Origin of the sequence: Chryseobacterium sp. CY350 (assembly GCF_027945075.1) — a bacterium.
In the GTDB taxonomy this organism is placed as follows: domain Bacteria; phylum Bacteroidota; class Bacteroidia; order Flavobacteriales; family Weeksellaceae; genus Chryseobacterium.
In genome coordinates this window covers 1,963,631-1,987,954 of sequence record NZ_CP116034.1, presented here as the reverse complement: position 1 = coordinate 1,987,954, position 24,324 = coordinate 1,963,631, and the positions used below count along the sequence as shown (strand labels likewise).

Below are 24,324 nucleotides of genomic sequence, written 5' to 3'. Positions count from 1 at the left end.
TAAAGCATCAAATATAACTTATTTTAAATACAATAAAGCCGATTTTACTGCTGAATTGTGTTTTTTTCTAAAGAATTTAAATAAGCTTTCCAACCCTCATTTTTGTAATTGATAGCAGCTTCTGCAGGATTTTCAGACTTGTAAATTCCTCTTCCTACGATGATAAAATCTGTGTGAAGAGTTTTAAAAACATGATCCGGAGTATTGTATTGTTGACCTTTTCCGTCTCCTGAATCTGCTAAATTTACGCCCGGAGTAAAAAGCAACATTTCTTCAGGAAGCACATTTTGAGAAACTCCGCCAATAACATTTGGATGCGATAAAGCGACTTTCAAAGCTTCTTCTCGATAGCTGTTTGTCGTTAAAGTTCCCTTTGAAGACATCCCGATAATTGCCACAACACCTACATTTTTGAAGCAGTCTAAAGATTCAAAACCACCAATAACCTGTGAGGTTACGAAATCTGCCCAATCTGTTATTTTGAAAACTCCGCTCGTAAACTGAAGCTCCTGAGTATTTCCGATATCTGCAAATTTTCTGTCTTCCATCAATAAAAATTGGTGTCTTGCTGCAATCTCTTTTAACGGAACAATTGTATTTTGATAATCAAAATCAGAAATAATGTCAATGTGAGTTTTTAAAGCAATCACATGTGGGCCAACATTTTCTGCCAGTTCAAGAAGTTCCTGGGTTGTAGTAACATCAGCTGAAGCAATAAGATTTGATTCTTTTGCTAAAGCGATTTCTAATAATTTTTTTGAAACTGAATGTTGTGAAGCTTCAAATTTTTCCTGATAAGAAAGTCTCGTTTTTTCTTCAAACTGAATATGATTTCCTGCAAGAAAATCCTGAATTCTTCTTACTTCATCATCAGAAAGTTCACCTTTTTCCTGTAAAATTGTACAAACTTCTGAAATATTGAAAAGCGTATGAACTCTGTAACCTTTGCTTTCCAAAAGTTGTTTTCCGCCTTGTTCCCGGTCTAAAACAACTACAATATCAGCAACTTTCAGATCTTCCTGCTCAACTTCGGCAATAGTTTCGATTAAAGATTTTCCTGATGTGATGACATCTTCTACCAAAAGACAGTTTTGTCCTTTCTGATAAATTCCTTCGATCAGTTTTTTTGTTCCGTAATTTTTAGCTTCTTTTCTCTTAATGATTAATGGAATATAGCTTTCCAGAGACATCGCGGTCGCCATGGGAAGTGCAGCATAAGGGACTCCGCAGATCAAATCAAAATTATCCAGTGGAAGCATTTCCAATAAATAATTAGCTAGATTTTTCAAAATTTTAGGATCTGAAGCCAACGGTCTTAAATCTACATAAAATGGGCTTTCAATTCCGCTTTTTAAGGTAAATCTCCCAAATTTGATGATGCCGAGTTTGTAGCACTCCAAAAAGAATTCTTTTTTACTTTCCATTATTTTTTATTAGATGTTGCAAATTTAAGGAAATGATGTTAAAAGTCAATTGCGAATTTTAATTCGCTTGTAAATTGTAAGAATTTTTAAATTTTTTGAATTTAAATTAATTACATCAAATATCAACTCAAAAAAAAACCATCCTGTAAAGATGGTTTAATTTTTAGCCAATAATTTCTGCGTCAATAATTTTTGCGCCTTCAGTTCCATATTTCCTCTCTGCCTCCCAAAGTAGAAACTTATCTACCTCTCTGATTAGCTTTGGTATCGCTAAAGACAAGACTGCCAAATCATCTAAAACTCCAGCAACGATGATGAAATCTGGTATGACGTCTATAGGAGAAAGTACGTACAGAAGACCCACCAATGGCAAAATAATATTGATAGATTTTACGGGATATTCTCCTCTCTTCCACATCTTCACCATTCTGAAAATATCTGGTATTTTTTTTACGAAGCCTTTGTGACTGATAGCTTGTTTAGCTAAATTTAATTTAGAATATTTCATATTGTGTTCGCTTTAAAGTAGTTCAACCTAATAAAATTCGCAAATTCTATACCAACAAATTATAATTTAAGTTAAAACTTACTTTAATATATTATCAATAAACTGGTGGATAGATTCTGAATCCCAGTCGGTTGCAGCATCTTCTTTGATGAGAATTCTTCCATTTTCATCCAAAAGGAACGTTGTGGGAAATGCTTTTGGAAGAATCTTCTCTGAGATAGGACTTTGAGCGATATAAACAGGAACGGTATAATTGTTTTCTTTCATGAATTTTCTTACAGCGGCTTCTTCATCTTTCATCGCTATTAAAACGAAATCGATATGATCTTTTCTCCTGTCATACAATCTTTGAATTGACGGCCATTCTTTTCTGCAAGGCGGACACCATGTTCCCCAAAAATTCAGAAAAACAGGCTTGTTTCTAAAGTTTTTCATGTTGGTACTTGGTACATTGATTCCCTGCAAATCGACGTCGTAATCGTCTGCCTCAATATGTACAGCACTTTCGACCGTTGCAACCGGAAAGAATAATTCTTTCAGAGAATTTCTGATTCCCGGAACAAGAAAAATGATACCCAGAGCCGCCAGAATAACGATGTATACTACTAATTTTTTCATAATAATTCTAAAATTTCCTGAACAGCATCTTTCCCTCTGTTTCTTGAATAATAAACCTGCAGATCATTATAAAAATGATCTTTTGTGTAATTTTCTGGATCTGCTTTGTGCTTCATGAGCAATTCTTTGCCATATTTCGGGCGTGGTCCCCAAGAATTTTTGACGCTAAAATCTTCGTTAAGAATGATAACTTTAGGAATAGATTCTGTTCCATTGGTCAGAAATTGATTGATAAAGCTTTTATCGCTGTCTCTAAGAAAAATTTTGACCTCGTTTTTGCCTTCAAAAAATTTAACCAAAGCAGGAACGGTTGCACTTGCGTCACCGCACCAGACTTCAGAAATGATCAAAATTTTTCCTTTAAATTTTTTGATTTCTAATTCCTTTAACTGATCTGCGTCTGGAGTATATTTTTTTAATGTTCGGTCGATCCTCTGAATCCCCAGTTCGTAGTACTGCTTATAATCAATTTCCTGCTGTGTGGCAGGATTTTCTAATCTTTGTTTTCCTACTTCAAGATAGTCCTCAAAGGAGATGCTTTTTTCCCAGTAATTTTGCATTACTTAAAATATTTAGGTTTAAAATTGATTTAAATTTCTTGTTTTATTGATCAGAAAAAGATCGGCCAACACAAAAGCAGCTAAACTTTCCACAACGGGTACCGCTCTCGGAACCACGCAAGGATCATGTCTGCCTTTTCCTTCTACCGTAACAGCGTTTCCGGTTTTGTCTACACTTTCCTGAGGTCTCAAAATGGTTGCTACAGGCTTGAAAGCAACACGAAAATAAATATCCATTCCGTTTGAAATTCCACCCTGAATTCCACCTGAAAGATTAGATTTAGTAGAAAAATCTGTATTAAAAGCATCATTGTGCTCGCTTCCTGTCATTTTTGCGCCACAGAAACCGCTTCCGTATTCAAAACCTTTGCACGCATTGATGTTAAGCATTGCTTTTGCCAATTCTGCCTGCAATTTAGAAAAAACAGGTTCACCAATTCCCACGGGAACATTCTTAATGACGCAGGTAATTGTTCCGCCAATGGTATTGCCTTCTTTTTTAATTTCTTTGATTTTTGAAATCATTTTTTCGGCAGTTTCCGCATCCGGACAACGAACATCATTGCTTTCGGTTTTAGAAAAATCTAAGGCTTGGTAAGGTTTTTCACAGAAAATATCGCCTACAGACGAAACATATGCATTGATCTCAATATCTGATAAAAGTTGCTTTGCTAAAGCTCCGGCAACTACCCAATTGATCGTTTCACGTGCAGAAGATTTTCCACCACCACGATAATCGCGAATCCCAAATTTCTGATCATATGTGAAATCTGCATGACTGGGACGGTAATATTGTGAAATGTGATCATAATCTTTCGATTTCTGATTTTCATTTTCAATCATAAAACCAATCGGCGTTCCCGTTGTTTTACCATCAAAAATTCCTGACAGAAATTTCACTGTATCGCTTTCTTTCCGTTGAGTCACAATTGCTGACTGACCAGGTTTTCTACGGTCAAGCTCGTGTTGAATTTTTTCCAGATCGATTTCCAGGCCAGCCGGAAAATTATTGATGATTCCGCCGTAAGCCAGACCATGACTTTCACCGAAAGTTGTAAGGCTGAGCAGATTACCTAAAGTATTGAACATAGTACAAAATTACCGTTTTTTATTCACATAATAAAGTTTTTTGGTTTTATACTATTTATATGAATTTGTGATGTTCTCTGTGATTTTTTTAACCTTATTTTGTTCTTTTACAGACATTTTCTTTGTATAGAAGCCTTTTTTAAGGTCTTTTTTATCAATCATCTGAGGAAAAACTCCGGCTTTCTGATAGTCAAAAACGAAACTTTCAGAAATTGCAGGAACAGGTGTATCGAAATTAAAAGGATATTTTTTAGAAACATTAAATTTCAAGTTACCAACTTCGTAAGAATGATATGTTTTGTAATTGTAAGAGGACGGTTTGTAAAGTTGTTTAAATTCAAATTTTCCCATCATTGACGACATTCTGTAACTAGGAATCAACTGTGCGGCAATCGAAGGGAAAATCATAAAACCGATAATTACGAGATTTAAACAAATAGAGAGAATTAATGATTTTCTTTCATTAAAATATTTTAGAAACATCACAAAAATGATCACAAAAAACACATCAATAAAAAATCTGTATTGTGCAGAAAACAGCAAAACAAAAGTGCTTTTTATTACCAGCGAGATGCAGATACAAGTAATGATTTTGTTTTTTTTGATGAAAGTAAATATGATGAAAACCAATAAACTCAATATAAACAAGATATTGATCACAGATTTAATTCCATCTAAAAGAAGCCAGTTTTTAATATAATCAAATGTAGAAAACTGCTGAATTTGTTGATATGAGTATTGGTTGTCGAAGGTTTTCAGAATGGCAAATTCAGATGACGCCTTTAATAATTCTTGACTGGGCTTCCAGCTAAGTCCCAGATCAATAATTGAAATAGGAAAAAAAGGATATCCAAAAGTCCAGATATTTTTCACACAAAATAAAACGAAAATCACAATTCCGGCAGTCAGTTTTTTTAATGGAGATTTAATAATGAAAATAGAGTAGAGGAAGGCGAGAATCGGCAACCAGATCATTGTTGGTTTAATTGCAAAAACAAAAACTGAAAAAGCAAAAAGTATTGCTGTTTTTCTGTTGTTGGCAAGAATTTCTTGTAAAGTAATTAATGAAAAAATAATAACAGGCAAATCGGGACTTGGAGATTGCGAAAAAAGCAGTAAAATGGGAAGGAAACATAATTGAATCCAGCTTCTTTTTTCAATAATGTAAAGTAAATATACGAGAAGTAAAACCGTGTTTATTCTTAAAAAAGGATCAGTGAAATTTGAAAATCCTGCCTGAAAAATATGCCATATCGACATCTGACCCAGTACAAGATCGAGATTTGATATTCCTTTTACCAAGCCGTAGTCTTTCAGCCATAATAAACTTGGAACATAATATCCAAAATGATCTAAAATGTAAGGATAAAATGAGCCACAAAATAAAATTATCAATAAACCTATTCCTATGACTATGTAATCTTTTGATGAGAAACTGTATAATTCAAGATATAATTTCTCCCTAAAAAAATAGAGCAAACCGATCAATATTGTAGAAGCCTCGACATATATATTCAGGGGAACAAAAAATGCTGAAACTGTCCAAATCATACTGATCCCGAAAATACCGAAGATTATTTTTCCGGAGATTCCTTCAAGTAGCTGTGTTTTGGTAATGATCTCAAAGAATTTTCCCCAGCCAATCAGGACAGGAATAACCACGATCATTGAAAATAAAATAAAAAGCATAAAAAAAGATTGCTTAAAAATAAGCAATCTTTTATATATTTCGATACTGATAATATTATCTCGGCTGTACTCTTCCGCTCTTTCTATCCTGAGATCTACCTAATGTATAACCGGTTGCACCACCAATAATACCACCAACTACTGCACCACCACCACGGTTTTTCTTATTAACAAGAGCACCTAATGCAGCACCACTCACTACACCAATGGCAGTGCCTTTTGCGGCTTCACTGATACCTTTTTTCTTGGCAGTTGTACCTTGTGATGATCCTCCGCTGTTACTTGCAACACTGTTGTTTGATGACGAAGGATTATCTCTATATACCGTTCTTGTTTCTCTTATTACTTGAGGTTTAGCAGCAGCTGCAGTTTCTTTTGCTTTTTGAACTTCTGCGATACTGTCTGTTCTTTTCTGAGTTTCGTAAGCAAATCTTTCTTTTTCGATTGCCAGTTTTTGCTTTTCTATTTCAAGTTGTCTAGCCTGAAATTCTATCTTTTGCTGTTCGAGTGACTTTTCGGCGACCTGATCATCTTTCTTACAGGCGGCCAATACCATGATTGACAAAAAACCTGTTAAAACTATATTTTTCATAACTCAAATTTTTTAAATTTTATATAAACTTTACAATTTATTGATGTGGTATGTTCAATTATGAAGCCAAGTTTTAGTTAAGAAACTGTTAAAATTTATTTTTACAGAGTGGGAAAGCGATTGGGAAGGTTATTAATGTTTTAAAGATTGTGAAACCTACTGCTATCCTGAATAATTGGAATGAATTCTCGCGATATAATAATAAAAAAACTCCGATCGTAAGAACGGAGTTTTTTTGAGGTACCTAGCGGATTCGAACCGCTGTAGATGGTGTTGCAGACCACTGCCTAGCCGCTCGGCCAAAGTACCATTTTTAAGTGGTGCAAATATAGAAGATTTTCTCATTCAATGCAAAATTTTTACGCGATTTCTTTACTACCAAGATTTTCGATATCGATTTTAACCTGTTTTTCAGCTTCATAGTTTTTTGTATTGATTACTCGTGTGTCGCTCCAGCTGTCGTGCCAACCGTTTTCACCCAAAAATGATAATGCATCAAATGGCACAAGCCTACAAATATTCCTGATAAAATAATCTTTTGCAGTTGGTGCTGTTCCGTCTATCATAATTACTTTTGTTCCCGTCGCGAATTTGCCTATACTTCTTCCTTTGGTAAGATATTCAAGTATAAAGATGTAAAAGAAAAACAAAATGCTTGTAATAAAAATATCAGCAACTTTTCCCAGATTTGCTAATTGTTCAAAATATTTGGTGAAGTAATACATTTCAAAAATACTGTCTACAATTCCTCCTAGGAGACCAATTGCAAAAAAGAGTAAATTAAAAACAATCCTGTCGATAACATTGTTTCCCACCCTCGTCCATTTTGTAGCTCTGTTTCTGTCAATAATCTGTAAATATTTTCTCATGGTTAATAATGGTTTTAGTTTGTATGATATTAAAATCCTTTTAAAGTGAATCTTAAATTCGCATTGGTGTCAATTACTGCAGTAATTCCGGAATCGTTCAGTAATATTTGATTTGGTTTCAGCTTCGAGACTTTACCGGTCATTTTCAAACCTTTGTAATACTCTTTATTAAAAGCTTCTTCAATACTTTTCTTAGATGAATTCTCCAGTTCAACAGTAGGAATTCCGTATTCATCTTCGATCATTTTTACAATCTTTCCTTTAAAAAGAGAGGTTGCCAATTTCTGAAGAATATTGGCCGTTCTAAGCTTAAACTTTGTGTCCGAAAGCACTATTTTTCTTTTTGTTTCGTCGTAAACAGGAATGCCGGAAATAAATGCTGTACCGTTCACATAACCTTTTGTTTCAGCTTCGATCATGATTCTTTTATCTTCTGCGTACACTTTAATGTCGGTAATTGTCACTTTTGAATCTCTAACATCAAATTCTTTATTGAGAAAAGTTTTTTTCGCAATATTTGTTGCTTCAGAAAACGGAATATTAGCCGTGGTCTGCAATATAAACTGGTCTGCTAAAAGTGGAATGAAATTAAAATTCATAACCGCTTTTGCAGGTTGTGCCGCTTCGGGTTTTGTACCGGTATAAGTTTCAGAGAAAATATCAATGCCTATGTTGGTGTCTATTTCGTTACCATAAAACTTTAATGGAGTGATATTTACGTTGATCGGTGTGATTTTCAACCACGTATTATATTCTTCAGAAATGTTGAAAGGCTGCGAAAAAGCATTCCAAGCTAAAACTGCATATTGCTGAAAGTTTAGCTGTGAAGCCATTTGTTTGTCAATAGTTTTGCAAAAATTATATTGTTGTTCTTTCAGGCTTTTTTCGACCAAAGAAGTGATGGGGATCTGAATTTTCCCAAAAGTAAGTACAGGTTTTTTTACCCATTTGAAACCCATCGGTTGAGTAAATGTGTTCACCGTCCAGTTATTTTTAAAACTTAAAGCAGTTTTAAAGTACATCACCGTTTCGAAAGTAGTTTCCTGATAAGAATAAATGCCTAACGTTCCTATTCCTTTTTCTGCCCAGATCTTCAAAGGAACTTCAATTAAAATATTTTGGTTGGCATCTCCTACAAGTCTTATTGCTCGGGTTTTCCAGACTTTTACTTTAAACTGATCATTGTCGTTGTCACTGTAAGAATCGTCCTGAAAAATCAGATCTTTTACCGAAGTATTGATCATATTGCTAATCTCCGACAGCGGGATCGTCACCGGCATTGTAATACTCGATTTTATTTTCGGGAAACTGTAGATGGGATCGCCGGAAGTTGTGTTGCTCTGTGCAAAAATTCCAAGAGAAAGAAATAAAGATAATATGTTGAATAACTTCACTGTGTTTTAAATTTATTAAACCGAAAATTACTCATTTCCTTTTATTCCACCTAATAAAAAACTTTTTTCAAGCTCAATACTTGCGCCTTTCATTTCGCCTTTCATGGGCGGACTGGTTTTGGTGATTCTTAATTTGATGTAAGAAATCTGATCAAATTTTTCATTGATTTTCGCGATAATTCTTCCTGCGACATGCTCAAGCAATTTAGATTGAATTTTCATTTCGTCATGAATGATTTCATTAATATCTGCATAGCTGATTGTATCATTTAAATCGTCCGAAACTGCTGCTTCCCACAAATCTGTATGAATTTCTGCATTTACAATATAATAAGTCCCGATTATGTTTTCTTCGGGAAGAACGCCGTGATAAGCGTAAATCTTTACGTCTTCTAAGAATATTTTGCTCATAGTTTTGTTTTTAAAATAAAAAAGTACTCTTTACGAGTACTTAGTTTTTAGCAATTTGGTGGAATATATTGTCCCATTGGAACGCATTGAGGAATTCCGTAACATCCTATTTTGCATTCGTAGCTAATTCTACATTCTAAACTACATTATAAAGTTAGATCTCCACCTTTAATTTTTTTCAAGCTTGATCGGTCTAATTTTTTTAAATTTTTCATATGTAAATATTTTTATGAATATCAAATGTAATAAATTTATTTACATGCTGAGAAATTTTATCATCAAGTAGAGAATTTATTTAATACTTTTAGAAAGATCAAGCATTGCCTCAATCGGCTTCAGTGCTCTCAGTCGAAGCTCTTCTTCAATAATGATTTCAGGAAGTTCGTATTTCATGCACAAATACAATTTTTCCATTGTATTTCTCTTCATGTAAAAACATTCTGAACAGTTACAGCTCTCGTCAAAAACCAAAGCAGGAATCAATTCTTTGTGTGGTGCACGTTTTCTCATTTCGTGAAGAATTCCTTCCTCAGTTGCGATGATAAATTTCTGACAGTCGTCTTGTTCCACAAAATTCAAAAGTGCAGAAGTTGAACCGATAAAGTGAGCCAGTTTCAAAACGGCTTCTTCACTTTCGGGGTGAGCAATCATTTTTGCATCAGGATTATCGGCTAACTGTTGTGCAATTCTTTCCATGGAGAAAGCTTCGTGAACGATGCAGCTTCCGTCCCAAAGAATCATATCACGGCCGGTTTTTTTTGATAAATATCTTCCTAAATTTTTATCCGGAGCGAAAATAATCGGTCTGTCAGTCGGTAAAGCTTCAATCACCGTTTCGGCATTTGAACTGGTTACGATGATGTCACTTTCAGCTTTCGTTTCTGCATTACAGTTGATGTAAGTAGCAATCAAAGCGTTTGGATGTTGCTCACGCATTTTTCTCAAACCTTCTCCTGAACATCCGTCTGCTAAAGAACATCCTGCCATTGTATCTGGAAGAACTACTTTTTTTGTCGGGTTCAGAATTTTTGCAGCTTCGGCCATGAAATGCACTCCACAAAATACAATCATATCGGCATCTGTATCTTTCGCCTGTCTTGCCAATTGAAGAGAATCTCCAAGGAAATCAGCAATATCCTGAATCTCTCCCGGTTGATAGTAGTGCGCCAGAATTACTGCGTTTTTTTCTTCTTTCAGTTGAAGGATGGCTTTTACCAAATCTTCACCTTGAGGAATCGCTATATCTTTTATATCTAAAAATCCTCTTACAGGAATTGCAGATTTTGCTTTTTCTAATGTTTCAATGCTCATTTCAGCCTCAATGTTTTTTCTTTTATAGAAGTTAAATTTTAGAAATTAGAAGTTAGTTTCTAAACCAAATCTACGGGTGTTTTTTACTAACTTCTAGTTTCTTGTATAAAACTTTTTATTAAACTTTCTATTTCTACTTTTGCTTGATTTAAATCGCTGTTGATCACGATTTCGTCAAATTCTATGGCGTAGGTAAGCTCTTCTTCAGCTTTTTCAACGCGTGTTTTAATGGTTTCGGCATCATCTGTTCCTCTTGAGATCAATCTTCGTTCCAACTCGGCAATCGAAGGTGGTTCGATGAAAATGGACAATGCTTTGTCTCCAAAATATTTTTTTAATGAAATGCCGCCTTTTACATCTACATCAAAAATAACAACTTTTCCCTGATTCCAGATCTTTTCTACCTCAGATTTTAAAGTTCCGTAATATTTATCGGTATAGACTTCCTCAAATTCTACAAAAGCTTCTTCAGAAATTTTCTGCCTGAATTCGTCAGGACTCAAAAAGTGATAATCAACAGCATGAATTTCAGTCCCCCTCGGCTGTCTTGTGGTGCATGAAATGGAAAATTCCAATTCCGGAATAGCTTCCAAAGAATGCTTTACCAATGTCGTTTTCCCGCTGCCCGACGGCGCTGAAAATATGATAACTTTATTCATGTTTTTTAGTTATGAATTATGAGTTTTAAATGATGAATTATTAGAAAAGTGTGCAACAATCAACTTATAACTCATCATTAAAACTTATAACTGTTTACAACACGTTTAACGTTTGCTCTTTTATTTTTTCCAAATCATCTTTCATCATCACCACCAATTTCTGAATTTCAGCGTGATTGGCTTTTGAACCTAAAGTATTGATTTCTCTTCCGATTTCCTGTGAAATAAAACCTAGTTTTTTTCCATTAAAATCTTCATTTTCCATTACTTCTGAATAATATTTCAAATGTTGGGAAAGTCTCACTTTTTCTTCCTGAATGTCTAATTTTTCAGTAAAATAAGCCATTTCCTGATAGAATCTTGTTTCGTCAACGTTTTCAAACTCTTTTAAAGTTTTCATATAACGTTCTTTCACGGCATCAATTCTCAATTGCTCATAAGGAACAACTTCCGCCAAGGATTTATCGATATTTCTGATATTTCTTTCCAGTTCTTCGTGAAGAATTTTACCTTCAGTTTTTCTAAATTCCTGGAATTTATCGACAGCATTATTTACAATTTTAGCCAAAGATTCCCATTCACCTTCTGTCAGTTCGTCTGGTCTTGATGTTATAGCATCCGGAAGTCTAACTGCCATTTTCAGGTATTCAAAATCTGGTCCGTCAGAAGCGATATTTTTAAGCTCATTCATGTAAGAATCGATTAGGCTTCTGTTGATTTTTACATCATTCGTCTCTTCAAGGTTCTCAATATTAATGTAGCAATCTACCTTTCCACGGATGATTCTATCGTTCAGAATTTTTCTTACTTCAAATTCTTTTTCTTTATAACGCAGAGGAATTTTAATATTTAAATCAAAGCTCTTGCTGTTCAGTGATTTAATATCGATAGAAATTTTTTTTCCTTCAAAAACACCTTCGGCTCTACCGAAGCCGGTCATTGATAAAATCATAGTTTTTTATTGTCTTACAAAGATAAACATTTAAGTGTAAGTAGTTGTTAGCAATTAACTTTTTGCTCTACTTATGTAATGTGAAATTCAAAAACTTTATATTAAATCAATTAGATATTTTACAGTTTTATTACAAGTATTTGATGTTCAGAATAATTGTATTTCTTTGTTAAATGAAATGCCTTAGTATGTCTTCATTAAAGCATTTCCATTACAATACCTTGTTTTTCTTTGCGTTTAAAAAATACGCAAGGAAAGATAAAGAATTACTCAAAAGAAGCGGAAATAAGGTAAACAAAGTCGTTTTCACTTATTTTAGAAATACAAAAATTCAAAATCTAGAAGGAATAATTATATATTTCATATATTCTAATTGTCTTGTGTTTTTGGATTTAAGTTAAAATTCAAATAAATGCAATTTCGTAAATTAGCCAAGTGAAAAATAAAACATTGATTTCCGTAGTAGGAACCACCGGAATTGGCAAAACAAAACTTGCTATCGAACTGGCAAATCATTTTAACACCGAAATTATTTCCTGTGATTCCCGGCAGTTTTTTAGTGAAATGAAAATCGGAACCGCGGCTCCTTCAGAAGACGAACTTTCGCAGGCAAAACATCATTTTATTGGCCAGCTTTCTGTAAAAGATTATTATTCTATCGGCCAGTTTGAGCATGATTCTTTGGAATTATTAGATCAACTTTTCGGAAAATACGACATTGTAATTATGGTTGGCGGAAGTATGATGTATGAGAAAGCAGTGATTGAAGGTCTGAATGATTTGCCTGAAGCCAACGAAGAAAATCAGGAAAAACTGGAAGCCATCTGGCAAACTGAAGGAATCGAAAAACTTCAGGAAATGTTGAAAGATTTAGATCCTGAATATTATGAAAATGTAGATATTCATAATCAGAGAAGGCTTTTGCGAGCAATTGATGTGATTTGGCAAACCGGAAAAACATATTCTGAAAATATTTCTCACGACAAAAATCCAAGAAACTTCCAAACGATAAGAATTGGCATTGAGGCACCACGGGATAAGATTTATGAAAGAATCAATCTTCGTGTCGATAAAATGATGGAAAATGGTTTGCTTGATGAGGCAAAAAAACTTGATGAATTAAGAAAATCTCAGGAAGGAAGGAATTTAGCATCATTGAATACGGTTGGCTATTCTGAACTTTTCAAATATTTTGATGGAGAATGGGATCTTGATTTTGCGGTTTCTGAGATTAAGAAAAACTCAAGAAGATTTGCAAAACGGCAATTGACCTGGTATAGAAAGGAAGAAAATATTCATTATATTCATGCAGGATATTCTAAAGAGGATTTTGATCAATTGACTGAGTATATAAATGTGCAATCCCGAAAATAATAGTCAATTCTTTCACTTTTTTACTGATTTATAAATTTTTCAAATAGCTTTTCTTCATTTTCTTATACTTTTTGATTGCCAAATTAACTTTGGATGTTTCTTCGAAATATCTCTTGTATTTTGCCATATATCTATTTCTCTTATTCGAAAACTTTTGATGGTAAATAAAACGAAATTGTAACTTACTTTTCACGAAATTGTTTGGTAAAATTAGGACAGGATTGTTCATTAAGGAAATTTGATGGTTCTAAAATACTGGGAAATGTACGATTTAATGAAAGGGTTGTATGTTAAATTAAGAAAATTTTCAATTAAATTAATACAAAGTGTTAATTTTTTGTATATTTGTCTTAATAAAAACATATTTGTATGAATGATTTTAAATGGGAATTTTATCAAGATTCTAAAAATGAGTGGAGATGGAGAGCGACAGCCAGTAATGGTAAAATAGTTGCTGCTTCAAGTGAAGGTTTTTCCTCAAAGCAAAATGCAATTAATAATGCTAAATTTTCAGGTTATAAAGAAATGTAATCAGTAACAGTTTCTTTTAAACCTTTAAGGTTTGCGATTTTTTGTGCTTCTTCATACGATGAAGCACAAATATTTTAACTTACGTACAAATCTTCTTTTTCGTGATTAGTTAAAAAATATGAAAACTATTCTTAGCTAGTGAAATTCATATTTAACACAAAGTAAAAAGCCTTTTAGTTCCAATTAGAAATCTCAGGTATGTTTTTAAACAGATACAGATTAGATTTCCAAACTCCACTTTTAGAGTATAAATAAAAAAAATGCGATCCCGAAAGACCGCACTTCAAACAATATAATTAATTTACTACTTCCATCCGCCACCTAAAGCTCGGTACAAATCTACAATACTGCTCAATCTCTGTCTTTTTACGGACGCAAGATTAAGTTCAGCCTGTAAAGAATTTCCCTGAGCAGTAATCACTTCTAAGTAATTGGCCATACCGCCTTTGTACAACAGTTCGGCACTTTTGATTCCGTTTTTCAAAGTTGTCACCTGTTCGTTTGCTTTTTGCTCCTGAACTTTTAAACTTTCATTGGAAACCAATGCATCAGAAACTTCACCCACAGCATTCAAAACAGACTGACGGAATGCCAATACGTTTTTCTCTCTCTGAATTTTAGCAACATTTAAATCTGTTTTTAACTGTCTTTTCTGGAAAATAGGCTGAGTCAATCCTCCTAAAACAGAACCGAACAATGATGCCGGGATTGAAAACCAGTTATCAATTTTAAATGAATTAACTCCACCGGCAGCTGTAATTTTTAATGAAGGATACATATTAGCCTGAGCAATTCCCACCATTGAATTAGATTCCAATAAAACCAATTCCTGCTGACGAACATCCGGACGACGACTCACCATTGCTGCAGGAAGTCCTGCTGAAATATCCTGTGGTAAAGAAGTATCAGACATTTCAATGGTTCTGTTGACTTTATTCGGATTTTCACCGACCAAAATACTCAAAGCATTTTCCTGAATGGCAATATTTTGTTCTAATTGAGTGATCAAAAGTTCTGTCGATTGCTTTTGAGCAGTCGCCTGCTGAACTCCCAAAGAAGTCGTGTCGCCGCTTTGCCACAATTTTTCTGTAAGTGAAAGTGTATTGCTGCTTAAATCTAAGTTGGATTTTGCAATCTGTAATTGCTTATCAAGCATCAATAAATTATAATACCCTTGAGCAATCGCTGCGACAACCTGTGTCTGAATTGCTTTTGTCGCTTCATAAGTCTGCAGATACTGCATTTTTGAAACTTCCTGCTGGTTTTTAATTTTTCCCCAAATGTCTGCTTCCCAAGATAAGTTGAATGCTGCATTATAATCTTCAACATGACTTTGACCTAAAAATAAATTTAAGCTTTGTCCGTTCATGCTGTTTTTTGAAGGCTTTGAAATTTGCGCAGAAACTCCGAAACCTACATCCGGATATTGAAGATATTTTGCCTGTTTCAGTTTTTCCTGGGAAGAGGCGACTTGTTTTAAGGCAATTTGTAAATCGTAATTGTTTTTTATTCCTTTTTCGATTAAATTTTGCAAGATCGGATCGCTGAAAAACTGTTTCCATTCTAAGTTAGCAACGCTTGCAGTGTCTGCGGTCGCTGTGTATTTGAATGTTTCGGGAAGTTCGGGTTTCGTTTCCTGGTATGCCAATTTCGGCACACAAGAAACTGCACCTAATGCAATCCCAAAAGCGATGATTATATTTTTTACTCTTTTCATAAGTCTATATATTTAAATTGATCACAAAACTTTGAGTGGTAAGCAAAGTTGTCTTTAGTAGGAGAAAATATTTTGCTCGTTTTAGAAAATCTTAAAAATTAAATTTGAAGAAAAATTTTTATGCGAATTTCAGATCTCAAAGTTTTGTTAATCATTTTTTATTAATGTGCTGTTGCTAAAAGTTCTGCCTCCAATTTTTGTTTTTGAAGTCTTTTATTTTTTCGGCTTGGCATTTTTTCATGTAAATACTGGAAGATCACATACATCACCGGAATAATGAAAATCCCGAAGACAACTCCTGTAAACATTCCACCAACAGTACTGATTCCGATAGAGTGATTTCCTTTTGCTGCTGCACCTTGAGTCCAAACCAACGGAAGCATACCGATGATGAAGGCGAATGAAGTCATCAAAATGGGTCTTAGACGCAATCTTGAGGCCTGAAGTGCAGATTCAATCAGTGTTTTTCCTGCTTTTCTTCGCTGAACGGCAAATTCGACAATCAGAATCGCATTTTTCGCCAATAATCCGACGAGCATGATTAATCCAACCTGAACATAAATATTGTTATCAATTCCAGCCAATCCTGTGAAGGCAAATACTCCGAAAACCCCTGTGGGAATGGTCAGAATAACCGCAAACGGAAGGATATAACTTTCATATTGTGCAGCTAACAGGAAATACACAAATATGATACTTAACAAAAATACAAAAGCAGTCTGTCCACCGGTTTTGATTTCTTCACGGGTAATTCCTGTCCATTCATATCCATATCCACGAGGAAGTGATTTTTGGGCAACTTCTTCTACGGCTTTAATAGCATCTCCGGTACTGTAGCCAGGTTTTGGAGTTCCGTTGATTGTCACGGCGTTGAATAAGTTGTTTCTTGAAACCGTTTCAGGTCCGAAAGTTCTTTTTAAAGTCACCAAAGTCTTTACAGGAACCATTTCGCCTGTTTTATTTTTAACATAAATTCCTTCCATAGAATTCGCATCAGTTCTGTAAGGAATATCTGCCTGTGCCATCACTCTGTAATATTTCCCGAATCTGTTGAAATCTGAAACGAAGCTACTTCCGTAATAAATCTGCATGGTCTGCATCAATTCGGTTATAGAAACGCCTAATTGGTTGGCTTTATCGGTATCGACATCAATTGTATATTGAGGATTCCCAGCTGCATACGTTGTAAAGGCAAAAGCAATTTCCGGTCGTTTCATCAATTCTCCGATAAACGCCTGAGTCGTTGTTCCCAACTGCTCAAAAGAGCCGTTGGTTTTATCCTGCAACATAAATTCAAACCCCGAAACGTTACCAAAACCCTGTACGGTAGGGAAGTTGAAGAAGAATGCACTGGCATCTTTTACCTGTGCTACTTTTCCTGTCAATCCCGCAGCAATCTGATCGGGATCTTTCACTTCGCCACGGTCTTCAAAATCTTTCAGTTTAATAAAACCTGCAGCATAAGGAGAAGCATTGGAATTACTGATGAAGTTCATTCCGTCGGCTACCCAAAGGTGATTTTTGGCTTTTTCACCGTTGATGATTTTATCAATCTGTTCAGTGGCTCTGTGCGTTCTGTCTAATGAACTTCCCGGAGGAGTATTCACTGCATACAAAACAAATCCCTGATCTTCTGTAGGAATAAATCCTGTCGGAGCTTTATTAATCAAGAAAACACTTGCCGCTGTGAGTAACGCTAAACCGGTAACCGCAACCCATTTATTTTTAATTAAAAATTTAAGGCTGTAGATGTATTTTCTGGTCATGTTGTTGAAGCTTTTGTTGAAAGCATTAAAAAACTTCGCTCCAAAACCTTTTTTCTGACCATGATCACCATGTTCTCCCTGAGGATCATTTAATAATAAAGCACATAAAGCAGGACTTAAAGTCAATGCATTAACCGCTGAAATCAAAATCGCAATCACCAAAGTAAAGGCAAACTGTCTGTAGAAAACTCCTGCAGGACCCTCCATAAAACCAACGGGGATGAATACCGCACACATCACCAAAGTAATAGAAATAATAGCTCCCGAAATTTCACTCATCGAGTTTGTAGTTGCCTGCTCGACTGGCATACCAGTCTGTTCCATTTTTGAATGGACGGCTTCTACGACGACAATCGCATCATCCACCACAATCCCGATGGCGAGTACCAATGCAAACAATGTCAACATATTGATACTGAAACCAAACATCTGTAGGAAGAAGAATGTACCAATAATTGCTACCGGAACGGCAATCGCAGGAATTAATGTAGATCTGAAGTCCTGAAGGAAAATATACACAACAATAAATACCAAAATAAATGCAATGATTAAGGTTTCCACAACCTGATGAATTGATGCATCCAAAAAGTCTTTTGAATTGTACATGATGATGGGCTCAACTCCCTTTGGAAGGGTAGTTTTCATTTGCTCAACCTGCTTTTCAATATCAGTTAAGATTTCATTTGCATTAGAACCTGCAGTCTGTAAAATTGCAAATCCTGCTACAGGTTTCCCATCCATTCTGTTGGCTGCGGTGTACGTATAAGAACCAAATTCTACTCTCGCAACATCTTTTAATCTTAAAAATGAACCGTCACTGTTTGATTTGATGGCGATGTTTTCGTAGTCTGCATTTTTATTTAATTTACCTTTATACTTTAAAATATATTCGTAAGTTTCCTTGCTTCCCTGTCCCAAACGTCCTGGTGCTGCCTCAAGATTGTGATCTTTTACTGCTGCCAGGACTTCCTGCGGAGAAAGATTATTGGCGGCTAAACGATCTGGTTTCAGCCAAAGTCTCATGGAATAATCTCTGGTTCCGAAAACCTGAGCCTGCGCAACTCCCGGAATTCGCTGTATCTGCGGAATGACGTTGATTTTTAAATAATTCTGTAAGAAAAGTTCGTCGTATTGTTTTGGATCATCACTTGATAATCCCATAAACATAATCATACTGTTCTGAACTTTCTGTGTTGAAATTCCCGCCTGTACAACTTCCTGCGGAAGCTGGCTCATCGCTTTAGAAACACGGTTTTGAACGTTCACCGCTGCATTATCAGGATCTGAACCTTGTTTGAAAAATACACTCAAGGTCATTGATCCGTCGTTACTTGAATTTGAGGTCATGTACGTCATGTTCTCAACACCATTCACGGCTTCCTCAATAGGAACAGCCACGGAACGCGCAACAACTTCTGCATTCGCTCCCGGATAAAACGCCGTTACCTGAACACTCGGTGGTGCAATATCGGGAAACAGCGTAATCGGAAGGTTGAATACCGACATCGCTCCCAACAGCAACAATATGATGGAGATAACCGTAGAAAGTACCGGTCTATCTATGAATTTTTTTAACATAAGAAGTTTATTTTTTAATGTTGTTTAAACGCTATTCTGACTTTTGTGTCAAAAGTTTTAAGCCGTTTTAAAGAGGTCTTGCTCTCAAAAGACTGTCAGAAGAAATAGCTTTTGGTTGAATGGTAACCCCATCTTTCAACGCTCCGATTCCAGTGTAAACGATTTTATCACCTGTAGCAAGTCCTTCAGAAATAAAGTAATAACTGTCTGTTTTTCCTGAGATCGTTACAGGTTTTGAGGTTACTTTTTTATCCTTTCCAACTACATAAACGTAGACTTTATCCTGAATTTCGAAGGTTGATTCTTGAGGAATAACAAGTGTGTTGGCGAATAACTGTGGCATACGAACTCTTCCTGTATTTCCAGTTCTCAAAGCTCCGTTTGCATTTGGGAACACTGCGCGAACGCTGATTGCACCTGTAGTTTTATCAAACTGTCCGTCAACAATACTCATTTTACCTTTTTCAGGATACGTGCTGTTGTCAGCAATCACTAATTCTACCATTGGCATATTTTTGAGTTTTTCATTCAGCGTTGCTCCGGGATATTTTTTCTGGAAACCGATAAAATCAAGTTCGCTTAGAGAGAAATATGCATAAATTTCGCTGATGTCAGATAACATGGTCAAGGGATTGGCATCTGTTCTTGAAATCAGGCTTCCTTTTTTATAAGGAATTCTTCCGATGTAACCGCTTACGGGTGCTGTAATTGTTGTAAATCCTACGTTGATTCTGGCTCCACCAACTGAAGCTTTTGCCTGTGATCCTGCTGCAACTGCTGCTGCATAATTGGCTTTTGCAGTTCTCAACTGTACATCAGAAACTACTTTTGCGGCAACCAGCGGCTGAAGTCTGTCAACTTCCACTTTAGCTTTCTGAATATTGGCATTGGCAACCTGTAAATTGGCGTTGGCCATATTCATTTGTTCTCCGTAAGCTCTTGAATCTATTTTAAATAATGCTTGTCCGGCTCTTACGTAAGCGCCTTCTTCTACATAAATTCTATCTAAATATCCGTCAACCTGTGAACGGATTTCTACATTGTTTTTCCCTTCTAAAGCAGTTGGGAACTCTTGATAGATAGTTGCCGGTGCTGATGTTACGGTAAATACGGGTAATTGTGGTGCAGGCGGTGCTGCGTTTGTGCTTTCTGCAGCTTTAGTACAACTTTGTAAAAGAATTATACTTGATATAAGTACAATCATCTTTGTTTTTACAGTTATTTTCATTTTAGTTTATTTTTAATAAAATGTTGAGTAGGTAATTATAATTTTATAGATGTGATATTTTCTAACGGTGTTAATTTCTGGTTAAAAAAAATTACGCTTTTATTGCTTAACTAAGTTATCGTTTCCATGATTACAATTTTTAAATATATTTTTTGGTTGAGCGTTTTTAGATGTTATTTTTCTTAACAGTGTTAATGATAAGGAAAAAATATAGCCAAAAATAAGGTAAAGAAGTTATGTTTCATTTTAAAGAATTTTTATTTTTTAATATTATTAATGAATGTATTAATCAATTCGTGTTACTTTTCCTAACGGTGTTAATTTTTGGTTTAAAAAAAATTTACAAAGATTTAATAAAAGCCGAAACTGTTTCGTCCAAAGTTGTTTTATTCATTGTAGAAGGGATGTCATCATTTCTCATCATCATAATTGAGATCAATCCATGAACTGCAGAAAACAAAGCGTGAGAAGAGTGACATGCATTATCGGGATTTGATCCTTTTTTCTTAATAATTTCAAAAGTACAGTCGTAAATCATATCCTGAAAAGATGAAAACTCTTCTTTCATTAAACCTTTTCCGCTGCACTGCATTCCCAGACCAAACATCAACTGGTAATATTCTTTGTTTTTAAAAGCGAAATTCCAGTAAGCATCTACAATTGCTGTCAATTGATCTTCAGGAGTTTCGTGTTTTTTCTGAGCTTTTAGTAATTCTATTTGTAAACAGTGAAAACCATTGATTGAGATTTCATACAGAATCGCCTCTTTGTTTTCGAAATGATCATAAACTACAGGCGCGCTGTATTCAATTGCATCTGCAATTTTACGAATAGAAAGCGAAGCCCAACCGTCAGTTTTAGCCAAAGTGAATGCAGCCTGCAAAATATTTGCTCGGATAGATTCTTTTTCTCTTTGGCGACGTTCATGTAAACCCATGATTTTATTTTACTAACAGTGTTAGCAAAACTACAAAGATTTAACCATACCAACCAAATCTTTTTTTAAAATTTTAATCATAATTAAGAATGTAAGGTCGAATCATTAACAAAAGCCCGACAAAATGCAGCTTTAAAGATGATTTTTTTTATTATTGCATAAATTAATAGATTGCATAGTCAGTGTCAATCATCTCATTATTTACTCAACTACTAAAAGAAATCTTTATCTTTGTAATTAAATAAAAAGAAATGAATACACCTTCAAATATGCTGGCATTAGGTACAAAAGCACCATTTTTCGAACTTCCGAATCCTTCTACAGGAAATGAAATTCAGTCACTTGATGATTTGAAAGGTGAAAAAGGAACTTTGGTAATTTTTATATGCAACCATTGTCCGTTTGTACTTCATGTTATCGATAAACTGACAGAATTGTATGAAGATTATAATGAAGCCGGGATTGAATTTATCGCAATAAATTCTAATGATGTTGAGAAATATCCGGCAGATTCTCCGGAGAAAATGATTGAGTTCCAAATGGAGAGAAATTTCGATTTTCCTTATTTATATGACGAAAGTCAGGCAATTGCAAAAGCATATGATGCTGCCTGCACTCCAGATTTCTTTTTCTTTGATGACAAGCTAGACCTTATCTACAGAGGTCAGATGGATGATTCTAGACCGGGAAATCATAAAGAAGTTACTGGTGAAGATTTAATTATTGCTTTCGAAAATCTTTTAATTGGTGAGCCACAGGAAGAAATTCAACGTCCGAGTATGGGTTGTAATATTAAATGGAAATAATTTGATTTATTTAAAGATAGATAAGCTGTTCACTTCTTTTGAACAGCTTTTTTTATTCTAAAAATGTAGCTTTAATATTAGCTTCAACTTTTAATTCAACATTTACTTTATTGTGAGAGTAGTTTTTAATGAACTCAGAAGGTGTTTTTTCTGTGTATTTTTTAAACATTCTGTTGAAATAAGTTACATTATTAAAGCCACAACTGTAGCTGCATTCGGAAATCGTTTTATCCTGCGTCATTAGAAGACAGGCTTTATTGATCCTGTAGCGATTTACAAATTCAGTAAAAGTAATCTGCGTCGCCTTTTTAAAAAAATTACAAAATGCCGGTAAAGTGAGATTTGCTAATCTGGCAACATCTTCAATATCAATATATTTATCATAATTGTGTTCTACATATGTGAAAATATTTTGTAATCTTGTCTTATTTTTTGCGATGATGGTGTAAGGCATGATTTCCTGATTGAGAAGCTCATATTTTTCACATTTTGAAAGCTCAAAAAGGATTTCCAGCAGCAAAAGATACCGCTTGTAACCTTCAGATTTCAACATTTGTTTTAGCTTTGGAAGTAGTTTTGTCTTTATTTCTGTACTATAAAGTATTCCGAATTTTGATAATTCCAAAAGACTTTTGATTGACCTTGCTTCAGATTCCTGCTCCGGAAACTGCAAAATATTTTCGTTAAACTGCAAAACGATTTCTTCATGCGGATCAATAGAGTTTAAACCAAAACCCGAATGCGGAATATTTGAACCAATTAATACCAAATCTCCATTTGTGTAATTGCTTTTATGATAACCTACGTGACGGGTTCCGCTCCCCGAAACAACGCAGACGAGTTCAATTTCCGGATGATAATGATACTCCCATTTGAATTCTGAAATTGGTGCCGTATTGTGAATTGTGCGAAAAGAACTCTTCTCATCGGTAATTACTCTTTCAAAAGTTACTTTCATTTAATTAATGATATTTAAGCTCTGAAAATACTAATTATATTAATATAGTTCAAATATTGATTTACTATGTTAAATTAACGTTAAGTAAAATGCTTCTATCTTAGCCACCAAGAAATTAACTCCATGAAAAATTTCAATATAAAGGCAGCTTTGTTTTTAAATTATTTCGTCTTTGCCATTCTGCTCAATTCTGTTGGTACAGTGATTTTGCAGATGCAGCAAAACTTCGGAATCTCAAAATCTCAGGCTAGTATTTTGGAAGGTTTTAAAGATCTTCCGATCGCAATATGCTCATTTTTACTGGCATCTTTTTTACCAAAAATAGGAATCAAAAACTCAATGCTTATCGCACTTTTTTTGGTAAGCTGCATGTGTTTTGTAATGCCTTTTGCCAATGAGTTTTGGTTTTTCAAATTGTTATTTGCTATCGTCGGGATTTCTTTCGCTTTAATTAAAATTTCAGTTTTTACATCGATCGGTTTGGTGACAGAAACCGATAAAGAGCATTCCAGTTTTATGGGATTTCTTGAGGGTTTTTTCATGATCGGAGTTTTGATGGGAAACGTACTTTTCAGTCTTTTTATGGATGATAATAATCCTAAATCTACATATTGGTTAAATGCATACTGGGTTTTGGGAGGTCTTTCGGTTCTGTCTTTTCTGTTTCTTTTCTTTTCCAAATTGAATGAAAATGAAGCTAAAAGCGAACAGACAAGCTTGCTTGGAGATCTTAAAAACAGCATCAGTTTATTCAGTTATAAAAAAGTTTTGTTTTTTTTACTGTGTGCTTTCCTATTTGTTTTGGTCGAACAAAGTTTCCAGACCTGGACGCCGACTTTCTATAAAGAAATTTTGAAAGTTCCGACTTCTATGAGCATTCAGGCGGGCGCGGTTTTGGCGGGAGCATTTGCTTTAGGAAGATTTTTATCGGGCTTTTTCTCAAAAAAAATCAGTTGGATCTATGTTGTTTCTTTCTGTGTTGTTGGTTTTGCGATAAGTATTTTACTGGTTTTACCATTAACGCACAATGTTGTCATCGGAACCAATACAAACTGGCTGAATGCGCCGCTGGTTGTTTATTTATTTCCTTTGATGGGAGGTTTGTTGGCGCCCATTTATCCAAGTATCAATTCTGTGATTCTGGCTTCAATTCCTAAATACTTACATAGCGCAATGGCAGGATTAATAGTGGTTTTCTCTGCAATCGGCGGAACAATAGGGTCAATTATTACAGGTTTTGTATTTCAGGAATTTAGCGGACAACAGGCTTTTTATCTGTCTTTGATTCCTTTGACTTTGCTTATAGTTTCGGCAATAATCATGAATAAATTAAAAATAAATCCTAAAAAATAA

23 protein-coding genes and 1 tRNA gene are annotated in these 24,324 nt (G+C 34.8%); 4 read left to right on the top strand and 20 right to left on the bottom strand.

All coding sequences use genetic code 11. The features are described 5' to 3' along the window. Nucleotides 1-44 precede the first annotated feature (44 nt). From pyrF to PGH12_RS09070, 15 genes are all read right to left on the bottom strand, one after another. Nucleotides 45-1,424 carry an orotidine-5'-phosphate decarboxylase gene (gene pyrF / locus PGH12_RS09135; RefSeq protein ID WP_267599656.1) on the bottom strand — a complete coding sequence of 460 codons (1,380 nt, stop codon included), beginning with the start codon at nucleotides 1,422-1,424 and terminating at the stop codon, nucleotides 45-47. 163 nt (nucleotides 1,425-1,587) lie between these two features. Continuing rightward, on the bottom strand, nucleotides 1,588-1,932 hold the full coding sequence (locus tag PGH12_RS09130) for a YkvA family protein (RefSeq protein ID WP_267599657.1): 345 nt from the start codon (nucleotides 1,930-1,932) through the stop codon (nucleotides 1,588-1,590). 78 nt (nucleotides 1,933-2,010) lie between these two features. Then, the gene (locus tag PGH12_RS09125) at nucleotides 2,011-2,550 is read right to left on the bottom strand and encodes a TlpA family protein disulfide reductase (RefSeq protein WP_267599658.1); all 540 of its coding nucleotides are present in this window, start codon (nucleotides 2,548-2,550) and stop codon (nucleotides 2,011-2,013) included. Then, nucleotides 2,547-3,110 carry a thioredoxin family protein gene (locus tag PGH12_RS09120; protein WP_267599659.1) on the bottom strand — a complete coding sequence of 188 codons (564 nt, stop codon included), beginning with the start codon at nucleotides 3,108-3,110 and terminating at the stop codon, nucleotides 2,547-2,549. Before PGH12_RS09120 ends, PGH12_RS09125 begins: the two co-directional genes overlap by 4 nt. Nucleotides 3,111-3,128: 18 nt before the next feature. After that, on the bottom strand, nucleotides 3,129-4,199 hold the full coding sequence (aroC, locus tag PGH12_RS09115; RefSeq protein WP_267599660.1) for a chorismate synthase: 1,071 nt from the start codon (nucleotides 4,197-4,199) through the stop codon (nucleotides 3,129-3,131). A gap of 51 nt (nucleotides 4,200-4,250) precedes the next feature. Continuing rightward, on the bottom strand, nucleotides 4,251-5,888 hold the full coding sequence (locus tag PGH12_RS09110) for an LIC_10190 family membrane protein (RefSeq protein WP_267599661.1): 1,638 nt from the start codon (nucleotides 5,886-5,888) through the stop codon (nucleotides 4,251-4,253). Nucleotides 5,889-5,943: 55 nt separating this feature from the next. Further along, nucleotides 5,944-6,480, bottom strand: a complete 537-nt coding sequence (locus tag PGH12_RS09105; RefSeq protein WP_267599662.1) for a glycine zipper domain-containing protein — start codon at nucleotides 6,478-6,480, stop codon at nucleotides 5,944-5,946. A 238-nt stretch (nucleotides 6,481-6,718) separates the two neighbouring features. After that, a tRNA-Cys gene (locus tag PGH12_RS09100) sits at nucleotides 6,719-6,789 on the bottom strand. Nucleotides 6,790-6,839: 50 nt separating this feature from the next. Further along, on the bottom strand, nucleotides 6,840-7,349 hold the full coding sequence (locus PGH12_RS09095) for an RDD family protein (RefSeq protein ID WP_267599663.1): 510 nt from the start codon (nucleotides 7,347-7,349) through the stop codon (nucleotides 6,840-6,842). Nucleotides 7,350-7,378: 29 nt separating this feature from the next. Further along, nucleotides 7,379-8,743 carry a DUF4403 family protein gene (locus tag PGH12_RS09090; protein ID WP_267599664.1) on the bottom strand — a complete coding sequence of 455 codons (1,365 nt, stop codon included), beginning with the start codon at nucleotides 8,741-8,743 and terminating at the stop codon, nucleotides 7,379-7,381. 27 nt (nucleotides 8,744-8,770) lie between these two features. Continuing rightward, on the bottom strand, nucleotides 8,771-9,154 hold the full coding sequence (folB, locus tag PGH12_RS09085; RefSeq protein WP_267599665.1) for a dihydroneopterin aldolase: 384 nt from the start codon (nucleotides 9,152-9,154) through the stop codon (nucleotides 8,771-8,773). Between the two features lie 146 nt (nucleotides 9,155-9,300). Then, a complete protein-coding gene (locus PGH12_RS19145) occupies nucleotides 9,301-9,369 on the bottom strand; it encodes a bacteriocin-like protein (protein WP_420710333.1) in 69 nt (22 codons plus the stop codon). 76 nt (nucleotides 9,370-9,445) lie between these two features. After that, nucleotides 9,446-10,465, bottom strand: coding sequence for a quinolinate synthase NadA (gene nadA, locus PGH12_RS09080; RefSeq protein WP_267599666.1), 1,020 nt, complete (start codon nucleotides 10,463-10,465; stop codon nucleotides 9,446-9,448). Between the two features lie 86 nt (nucleotides 10,466-10,551). Continuing rightward, nucleotides 10,552-11,124, bottom strand: a complete 573-nt coding sequence (gene gmk, locus PGH12_RS09075; protein WP_267599667.1) for a guanylate kinase — start codon at nucleotides 11,122-11,124, stop codon at nucleotides 10,552-10,554. A gap of 94 nt (nucleotides 11,125-11,218) precedes the next feature. Then, nucleotides 11,219-12,076, bottom strand: a complete 858-nt coding sequence (locus tag PGH12_RS09070) for a YicC family protein (protein ID WP_267599668.1) — start codon at nucleotides 12,074-12,076, stop codon at nucleotides 11,219-11,221. A 435-nt stretch (nucleotides 12,077-12,511) separates the two neighbouring features. On the opposite strand from PGH12_RS09070, the gene miaA reads away from it, so the two are divergent. Both miaA and PGH12_RS09060 read left to right on the top strand, forming a co-directional pair. Further along, nucleotides 12,512-13,450 carry a tRNA (adenosine(37)-N6)-dimethylallyltransferase MiaA gene (miaA, locus tag PGH12_RS09065; RefSeq protein WP_267599669.1) on the top strand — a complete coding sequence of 313 codons (939 nt, stop codon included), beginning with the start codon at nucleotides 12,512-12,514 and terminating at the stop codon, nucleotides 13,448-13,450. A gap of 369 nt (nucleotides 13,451-13,819) precedes the next feature. Further along, on the top strand, nucleotides 13,820-13,981 hold the full coding sequence (locus tag PGH12_RS09060; protein ID WP_267599670.1) for a YegP family protein: 162 nt from the start codon (nucleotides 13,820-13,822) through the stop codon (nucleotides 13,979-13,981). A gap of 304 nt (nucleotides 13,982-14,285) precedes the next feature. On the opposite strand, the gene PGH12_RS09055 is transcribed toward PGH12_RS09060, so the two are convergent. The 4 genes from PGH12_RS09055 to PGH12_RS09040 form a co-directional block, all read right to left on the bottom strand. Next, nucleotides 14,286-15,698 (bottom strand): efflux transporter outer membrane subunit, encoded by a 1,413-nt coding sequence (locus tag PGH12_RS09055; RefSeq protein ID WP_267599671.1) that lies wholly within the window; start codon nucleotides 15,696-15,698, stop codon nucleotides 14,286-14,288. Nucleotides 15,699-15,859: 161 nt separating this feature from the next. After that, on the bottom strand, nucleotides 15,860-19,042 hold the full coding sequence (locus PGH12_RS09050; RefSeq protein ID WP_267599672.1) for an efflux RND transporter permease subunit: 3,183 nt from the start codon (nucleotides 19,040-19,042) through the stop codon (nucleotides 15,860-15,862). 67 nt (nucleotides 19,043-19,109) lie between these two features. Continuing rightward, nucleotides 19,110-20,270 (bottom strand): efflux RND transporter periplasmic adaptor subunit, encoded by a 1,161-nt coding sequence (locus PGH12_RS09045; RefSeq protein ID WP_267599673.1) that lies wholly within the window; start codon nucleotides 20,268-20,270, stop codon nucleotides 19,110-19,112. 340 nt (nucleotides 20,271-20,610) lie between these two features. Then, nucleotides 20,611-21,207 carry a TetR/AcrR family transcriptional regulator gene (locus tag PGH12_RS09040; protein WP_267599674.1) on the bottom strand — a complete coding sequence of 199 codons (597 nt, stop codon included), beginning with the start codon at nucleotides 21,205-21,207 and terminating at the stop codon, nucleotides 20,611-20,613. Between the two features lie 251 nt (nucleotides 21,208-21,458). On the opposite strand from PGH12_RS09040, the gene PGH12_RS09035 reads away from it, so the two are divergent. Next, nucleotides 21,459-22,013 (top strand): thioredoxin family protein, encoded by a 555-nt coding sequence (locus tag PGH12_RS09035; protein ID WP_267599675.1) that lies wholly within the window; start codon nucleotides 21,459-21,461, stop codon nucleotides 22,011-22,013. A gap of 52 nt (nucleotides 22,014-22,065) precedes the next feature. On the opposite strand, the gene PGH12_RS09030 is transcribed toward PGH12_RS09035, so the two are convergent. Beyond that, entirely contained in the window at nucleotides 22,066-22,971 is a 906-nt protein-coding gene (locus tag PGH12_RS09030; RefSeq protein ID WP_267599676.1) for an AraC family transcriptional regulator, read from the bottom strand. 123 nt (nucleotides 22,972-23,094) lie between these two features. Between PGH12_RS09030 and PGH12_RS09025 the strand changes: the two genes are divergently transcribed. Then, the gene (locus PGH12_RS09025) at nucleotides 23,095-24,324 is read left to right on the top strand and encodes an MFS transporter (RefSeq protein ID WP_267599677.1); all 1,230 of its coding nucleotides are present in this window, start codon (nucleotides 23,095-23,097) and stop codon (nucleotides 24,322-24,324) included.